Raw genomic sequence first — 7,214 nt, 5'->3', positions numbered from 1 at the left:
GGATGTCGCGGCTGCCGTGCTGCTCTGGCTGTCCGTGCCCTCCGGCGCGGTGAGCTGCGCCTCGCTGCTTGCGGAAGTGCTGTAAGCGGCAGGGTTTGCGCTGTGTCCGGCCACCTTTGCAAAGGCAGGGACAGGCGCCTGTAAGGTCATTGAGGCAGAGAGCACCAGGGCCGCGCCTCGTTTCAGATTAAGTTTCATACCTTGGGATACCTCCTGAAATCAGAGTCAATCAATACAGTTGAGAAGCGGAGCTGACATAGCGTGCGAAACAGCCCGCGATGCGCAGAGCGCAACATAGAACTCATAGTATCTTAACATATTGCGTCAACCGCCGCAGTGAAAAGACGGTGTTTAATTCTGACGGTTTTCTTACAGTTTGGGCTTTTCTCAGTCCGGATAGCGAAGCTGCGACGGCCGCGGCGCGTTCAGGGCGCGCTCCAGGTAGCGGCGGGCCTCCCATTTTGCCATCGGCAGGTTCATGTCGAGATAGTTGCCGCAGTCGCGCGCGGCAGCCCCCGGTACCTCGCCCGTGAAGTCCGCGACAAAGCGGAAGAGCTCGCGGAGCAGAGGCAGAATGTCGGCAGGCTCATAGTCGCCGCGGAGCAGGAGATAAAAGCCGGTGCGGCAGCCCATGGGGCCGAAGTAGAGGACGCGCGCGCCGAAGTCCGCATGGTTCCGAAGGAAGGTCGCGCCGAGGTGTTCGAGCGTGTGGACTTCCGCGGTGTTCATGACGGGCTCCTTATTCGGCGCAGTCATGCGGAGATCGAAGGTCGTGACCGTCTCGTGGCTGACCGCATCTTTCCGGGATACATAGACGCCGGGTTCCAAGTTCAGGTGATTGACAGTAAAGCTCGTGATTTTTTCCATGTGTAGCCTCCTCTTGCGGGCGCCGTGTCAGCGCGGTCCGCTCCCTGATTGACATTCTTGATAGTTATGGTAAAGTTTTAGCCTAACACAGTAAAATTCGGAATGCAAGCGCAGTGCGCGGAAGGATGGGAATATCGATGGAGACAAGAGAAGTGAGACGTATATTGGTGACGGCAATCGGCTCCTTTGCGGCACCCGCCGTGATCCGGGAGTTAAAGAAAGAGGGCTGCTATGTCGTCGGAACGGATGTCAATCCGGCGGAACTGCTCTCGGAGAGCACGGAAGTGCAGGCGTTTTATCAGCTGCCGCGCTGTGACGCGCGGGAGGAATATCTGCAGAAACTCGGAGCAGTGATTCGGCGGGAACAGATCGACGGCATTTTGCCGCTGACCGATGCAGAGCTCGATGTGCTCGGCGCGGACACGGAGCAGCTCGGAGGCGCCCTTTTGCTCGCGCCGTCCGGAGAACTGTTGCAGCGCGCGCGCCACAAGAAGCAGAGCAAGGAGGCAGCGGAGGCGGTGTTTCGCCGTGCGGGAAACGAGCGCTTTGTGACGATTCCGACCTTCCGCATGCCGCACCGCACGGAGGAGGAGAGAGAACAGTGGCTGCTCCGCCACATGCCGCTTATCTTAAAGCCGGACAACGGCAGAAGCTCGGAGGGCGTGTTCCGCATCGGCAACCGCGAGGCGCTGACGCGCGCGCTCCTCGAACTTCGCATGCTCGGCCGGGCGGAAGGCTATCTCGCGCAGCCTTTTATTTCGGGCCGCGTGGTCTGTGTGGATACGATCCGGGACAGCGTAGGGCATACGCTCGCGCTCGCGCGGGAGGAGTATATCCGGACGCCGCGCGGGGCCGGTCTCTCGGTGCAGGTGTTCCGGGACAGCGAGCTCGAGGCGATTTGCGGGGCACTCGCGGCGGAACTCGGCGTCATCGGCTGTGTGAACTTTGAGTTTATTAAGGATGCGGGCGGCAAGTACCATTTCCTCGAGTGCAACCCGCGCTTTTCGGGCGGCATCGGTTTTTCGGAGCGGGCCGGTCTTCCCGCCGTGCGGCTGCATCTGTCGGCTTGGCGCGGTGAGAGCATTCCGGAGGACGCAACGGAGCAGATTACGCCCGGCTGGCAGGTCAAGAAATATATAGAAGTGGTAACAAAAGAGTGATATAGTAAAAAAGCGCAGTTATGCTTCTGCTGCGCTTTTTTGGCGAAGAGAAAACAAGACGCCACGGGAGGAATATGGACGAGAAGAAGAAACGAAACAGGCATGTCGCGCTGATAGTCCTGATTTTGTTGCTTGGCATCGCAAACGGGAAGCGGCTCCACGACCGGAGCGCGCATATCAAGCGATATGCGGAGATGCCGACGGCGGTTGCGGCCGAGACCAAGGCAGCGGAGACAACGGCGGCGGCAGGAGAAGAAAGCACGGCGGCGGCTCTGCCGGAGCAGGATGCGGATGCGGCGCGCGTCATTGACTTTGCGGCGCTCAAGGCCAAGAATCCGGATGTGGTCGCATGGCTCTATGTGCCGGGTACCGATGTCAACTACCCGATTCTGTACCGCGAGGCGGACAACGAATATTATCTGCGCCGCGATATCGACGGCCGAGAGGGCTCGTATGACGGCGTTTTCCTGGACGGCGACGATACCCCGGATTTTTCGAAGCTCCAGAATCTGATGTACGGTCATCACATGAAAAACGGCACCATGTTCACACCGCTCGTCAATTTCAAGAAAAAGAGTTTCTTTGAGGCGCATCAGAGAGTGTATCTCTACACGCCGGAGCACACCTATATTTTAAAGCCGCTCGCCGCGCTCTACACGGACGCGGGCGAGGATAAGCGCCGCATCGAGTTTTCGGACCGCCGGGAGTTCAACGCCTATGTGGATCAGATGACGAAGGGCTGCGAGTTCCGCGATTTGCCGGCGGAGGGCATAGACAAACTGTTCTCGTTTGTCACCTGCTCCTATGAGTTTAACGACGCGCGCACCATCCTCTATTGCTACGAGGTGGATGCGGCGGGCAATCCGGTCAAACCGGCTGCCATCGAAAAGCAACCGTAACAGCAGGCAACATAAGAACCGGGCATCACCCAAAACTACCAGCAGGGGGAGAGGCAACATGAAGGGAATTGTACTCGCCGGAGGTTCCGGCACGCGGCTTTATCCGCTGACCAAGGTTACCAGTAAGCAGTTGCTTCCGGTTTACGACAAACCGATGATTTACTATCCGCTCTCCGTCTTGATGACGGCGGGCATCCGGGACATTCTGATTATTTCGACACCGGAGGATACACCGCGCTTTGAGGAACTCCTCGGCGACGGCAGCCAGTTCGGACTCTCGCTCTCCTATACGGTGCAGCCGAGCCCGGACGGTCTCGCGCAGGCGTTTCTGCTCGGCGAAGACTTTATCGGCGACGACCGCGTCGCGATGATACTCGGCGACAATATTTTCGCGGGTAACGGCTTAAAGGAGCAGCTGCTCCGCGCCGCGGGGCGAGAGCAGGGCGCAACCGTGTTCGGCTACTATGTGGACGACCCGGAGCGCTTCGGCATTGTGGAGTTCGACAAGGTAGGGCGCGCGGTCTCCATCGAGGAGAAGCCGGAGAAGCCGAAGTCGAACTACTGTGTGACGGGACTTTACTTCTATGATCGCCGCGTGGTCGAGTTTGCGAAGAGCTTAAAGCCGAGTGCGCGCGGTGAACTCGAAATCACCGACTTGAACCGCCTCTACCTGGAAAAGGGCGAGCTCGAGGTGAATTTGCTCGGACAGGGCTTCACTTGGCTTGACACAGGCACGCACGAGTCGCTCGTCGAGGCGACCAACTTTGTCTATACGATTGAGACCCACCAGCACAGAAAGATCGCCTGCCTCGAGGAAATCGCCTACTTAAACGGCTGGATTTCCGGCGAGCAGCTCGCGGCGGCGGCAGAGTCCATGCGGAAGAACGAGTACGGCAAGTACTTGCGAGACGTTCTGGACGGCAAATATCTGGTACAGTAAACAGGCGAGAGAGGACAGAGAGATGAAAATAGTAGTGACAGGCGGCGCAGGTTTTATCGGCAGCAACTTCGTGCAGTACGAGGTGAATCGCTATCCGGAGGATGAGATCATCAACCTGGATCTCCTCACCTATGCGGGCAATCTGGAGAGCGTTGCGCCGGTCGCGGATAAGAAGAACTACCGTTTTGTGCGCGGCGATATCGCGGACAGAGCGTTTGTCTTTGATTTCTTCGAGAAGGAGAAGCCGGACATTGTGATTAACTTTGCGGCGGAGTCCCATGTGGACCGCAGCATCACGGATCCGGAGGTCTTTGTGCGCACGAACGTGGTCGGCACGACGACCTTGCTCGATGCCTGCCGCACCTACGGCATAAAGCGGTATCATCAGGTTTCGACCGATGAAGTCTACGGCGACCTGCCCCTGGACCGCCCGGACCTCTTCTTCACCGAGGAGACGCCACTCCACACTTCGTCGCCCTATTCGAGCGCGAAGGCGGCGGCCGATCTCTTTGTGCAGGCCTACCACAGAACCTACGGGCTGCCGGTGACCATCAGCCGCTGCTCGAATAACTACGGCCCCTACCACTTCCCGGAGAAGCTGATTCCGCTCGTCATCAGCCGTGCGCTGAACAACGAGGAGGTTCCGGTCTACGGCGAGGGCAAGAATGTGCGCGACTGGCTCTATGTGACGGATCACTGCTCGGCAATCGACCTCGTGGTACGCAAGGGCAGAGTCGGCGAGGTCTATAACATCGGCGGCCACAACGAGAGAAGCAATCTCGAGGTCGTGCAGACCATACTCCGCGCGCTGAATAAGCCGGAGAGTCTGATTCACTTTGTGAAAGACCGCCCGGGTCACGACCTCCGCTATGCGATGGACCCGACCAAGATTGAGACCGAGCTCGGCTGGAAGCCGGAGTACACCTTCGACACCGGCATCCCGGTCACAATCGACTGGTACCTGAATCACCGCGACTGGTGGGAGCACATTGTGAGCGGCGAGTATCAGAAGTATTTTGAGAAGATGTACGGGGAGCGTCTCTGATGCGCGCCCTGGTGACCGGCGTCGCGGGTCAGCTGGGCCACGATGTCGTGAATGAACTGCTGCGTCGCGGCGAAGAGGTGATCGGCTCCGATCTTGCGGCAACATACAGCGGCGTACAGGACGGCACGGCGGTCACGACTTGCCGCTATGTACCGCTCGACATCACGGACCGCGCGGCGGTAGAGCGTGTGATGCGCGAAGTGAAGCCGGACGTGCTGATTCACTGCGCGGCCTGGACAGCTGTGGATGCCGCGGAAGATGCCGACAAGCGCGAGCTGGTTCAGAAAATCAACGGACTCGGCACCGAATACCTTGCGGCGGCCTGCCGCGAGATCGACGCGAAGATGATGTACATCAGCACCGACTATGTTTTCTCCGGACAGGGAACCGCGCCCTGGGAGCCGGATTGCCGCGAGTTCGACCCGCAGAATGTCTACGGCATGACCAAGCTCTACGGCGAGGAAGCGGTGCGGCAGCAGCTCAGCAAGTATTTCATTGTTCGCATCGCCTGGGTCTTCGGTGTGAACGGCAATAACTTTATCAAGACCATGCTCCGCGTCGGCGCGACCCACCCGGAGCTCCGCGTGGTCGACGACCAGATCGGCACGCCGACCTATACGCTGGATTTGGCGGTTCTGCTCGCAGATATGGTCGAGACCGAGAAGTACGGCACCTATCACGCGACCAATGAGGGCGGCTATATCTCCTGGTATGAGTTCGCAAAGGCGATTTTCAAAGAGGCGGGGATGGACACCAAGGTCACCCCGGTCACGACGGCGGAATACGGGCAGTCGAAGGCAGTTCGCCCGTTTAACAGCCGTCTCGAGAAGAAGAAGTTGACAGAGCAGGGCTTTACACCGCTGCCCGACTGGCGGGACGCTTTGCGCCGCTATGTGAAACTGCTTCGGGAGGAAGCGTAATGGGCAAGTATTTCGGAACGGACGGATTTCGCGGCGAGGCAAATGTCGAACTCACGCCGATGCACGCCTATCAGGTGGGTCGCTATCTCGGCTGGTACTACGGACAGAAGCATACGGACGGCGCGCGTTGCCAGATTGCGATCGGCAAGGACACGCGCCGCTCGAGTTACATGCTCGAGGATGCACTCTCGGCGGGGCTCACGGCCTCGGGTGCGGATGTGTACCTCCTGCATGTGACGCCGACCCCGAGTGTCGCCTATGTGGTGCGGACCGAGGGCTTTGACGCCGGCATCATGATCAGCGCGAGCCACAATCCGTTTTACGACAACGGCATCAAGCTCTTAAACGGCAACGGCGAGAAGATGGAAGAGTCCGTCATTGAAGCAATCGAAGCCTGGATTGACGGAACCCCGGCGGAACTGCCGCTCGCGCGCCGCGAGAACATAGGCCGCACGACAGACTTCTCGGCGGGACGCCACCGCTACATCGGCCATCTGATTTCGCTCGCGACGCGCTCGTTTAAGAACATGAAAGTGGCGCTCGACTGCGCGAACGGCTCGGCTTCGAGCATTGCGAAGAATGTGTTCGACGCGCTCGGCGCGACAACGGTTGTGATTCACGCGGAGCCGAACGGCACAAACATTAACCTCGGTTGCGGCTCGACGCACATCGAGAATCTGATTGAGACCGTCAAGCGGGAGCACTGCGACATCGGCTTCGCCTTTGACGGCGATGCGGACCGCTGCCTCGCGGTCGATGAGAACGGCGAGCTCGTGGACGGCGACCGCATTCTCTACATCTGCGGTAAGTACATGAAGCAGCGCGGCGAACTCGCAAACAACCGCATCGTGACGACAATTATGTCGAATCTCGGGCTTTACAAAGCGCTCGAGCGCGAGGGTATTGCCTACGAGAAGACCAAGGTCGGCGACAAATATGTCTACGAGGAGATGCAGCGGAGCGGCGACCGCCTCGGCGGCGAGCAGTCCGGCCATATCATCTTCGCGAAGTACGCGACGACGGGCGACGGCATGGTGACGGCACTGAAACTCATGGAAGTACTGATGGAGACCAAGGCGCCGCTCTCGAGACTTGCGGGCGAGGTCACGATTTATCCGCAGCGACTTCAGAATGTCGCGGTCAGAGACAAGGCGGCGGCCGAGACCAATGCGGCCGTTCTTGCGGCGGTCAGGCAGGAAGAAGAGGCGCTTGCTGGCGACGGCAGAGTGCTGCTCCGCGCGAGCGGCACGGAGCCGGTGATTCGCGTGATGGTCGAGGCGTCGAGCGAGGCGCTCTGCGACGAGACGGTTGAACGCCTTGTCGGCGTGATAGCGGCCGAGGGACTCACGCTCTAGGCCTGAGACCGCGATACAGGAATTAGAG

8 protein-coding genes are annotated in these 7,214 nt (G+C 59.3%); 6 read left to right on the top strand and 2 right to left on the bottom strand.

The genetic code is table 11. The annotated features are described in order from the left end of the window. A partial coding sequence (locus ACO4XG_RS01860) for a hypothetical protein (protein ID WP_308509205.1) occupies positions 1-198 on the bottom strand: 198 nt, incomplete at its 3' end. A gap of 189 nt (positions 199-387) precedes the next feature. Next, the gene (locus tag ACO4XG_RS01855) at positions 388-867 is read right to left on the bottom strand and encodes an S-ribosylhomocysteine lyase (RefSeq protein WP_308509206.1); all 480 of its coding nucleotides are present in this window, start codon (positions 865-867) and stop codon (positions 388-390) included. 152 nt (positions 868-1,019) lie between these two features. Between ACO4XG_RS01855 and ACO4XG_RS01850 the strand changes: the two genes are divergently transcribed. From ACO4XG_RS01850 to glmM, 6 genes are all read left to right on the top strand, one after another. Beyond that, entirely contained in the window at positions 1,020-2,027 is a 1,008-nt protein-coding gene (locus tag ACO4XG_RS01850; RefSeq protein WP_308509207.1) for an ATP-grasp domain-containing protein, read from the top strand. Between the two features lie 74 nt (positions 2,028-2,101). After that, positions 2,102-2,926, top strand: coding sequence for a class B sortase (locus ACO4XG_RS01845; RefSeq protein ID WP_308509208.1), 825 nt, complete (start codon positions 2,102-2,104; stop codon positions 2,924-2,926). 58 nt (positions 2,927-2,984) lie between these two features. Continuing rightward, positions 2,985-3,866 carry a glucose-1-phosphate thymidylyltransferase RfbA gene (gene rfbA, locus ACO4XG_RS01840; protein ID WP_308509209.1) on the top strand — a complete coding sequence of 294 codons (882 nt, stop codon included), beginning with the start codon at positions 2,985-2,987 and terminating at the stop codon, positions 3,864-3,866. A 22-nt stretch (positions 3,867-3,888) separates the two neighbouring features. Beyond that, complete coding sequence (gene rfbB / locus ACO4XG_RS01835; protein WP_009532985.1) at positions 3,889-4,911, top strand: dTDP-glucose 4,6-dehydratase; 1,023 nt, start codon at positions 3,889-3,891, stop codon at positions 4,909-4,911. Beyond that, the gene (rfbD, locus tag ACO4XG_RS01830; protein WP_308509210.1) at positions 4,911-5,831 is read left to right on the top strand and encodes a dTDP-4-dehydrorhamnose reductase; all 921 of its coding nucleotides are present in this window, start codon (positions 4,911-4,913) and stop codon (positions 5,829-5,831) included. Before rfbB ends, rfbD begins: the two co-directional genes overlap by 1 nt. Next, positions 5,831-7,186, top strand: a complete 1,356-nt coding sequence (gene glmM / locus ACO4XG_RS01825) for a phosphoglucosamine mutase (protein WP_308509211.1) — start codon at positions 5,831-5,833, stop codon at positions 7,184-7,186. The genes rfbD and glmM overlap by 1 nt, the downstream gene beginning before the upstream one ends. Positions 7,187-7,214 lie beyond the last annotated feature (28 nt).

This window comes from Stomatobaculum sp., assembly GCF_057248925.1.
This window is presented reverse-complemented; position numbering and strand designations above follow the sequence as displayed.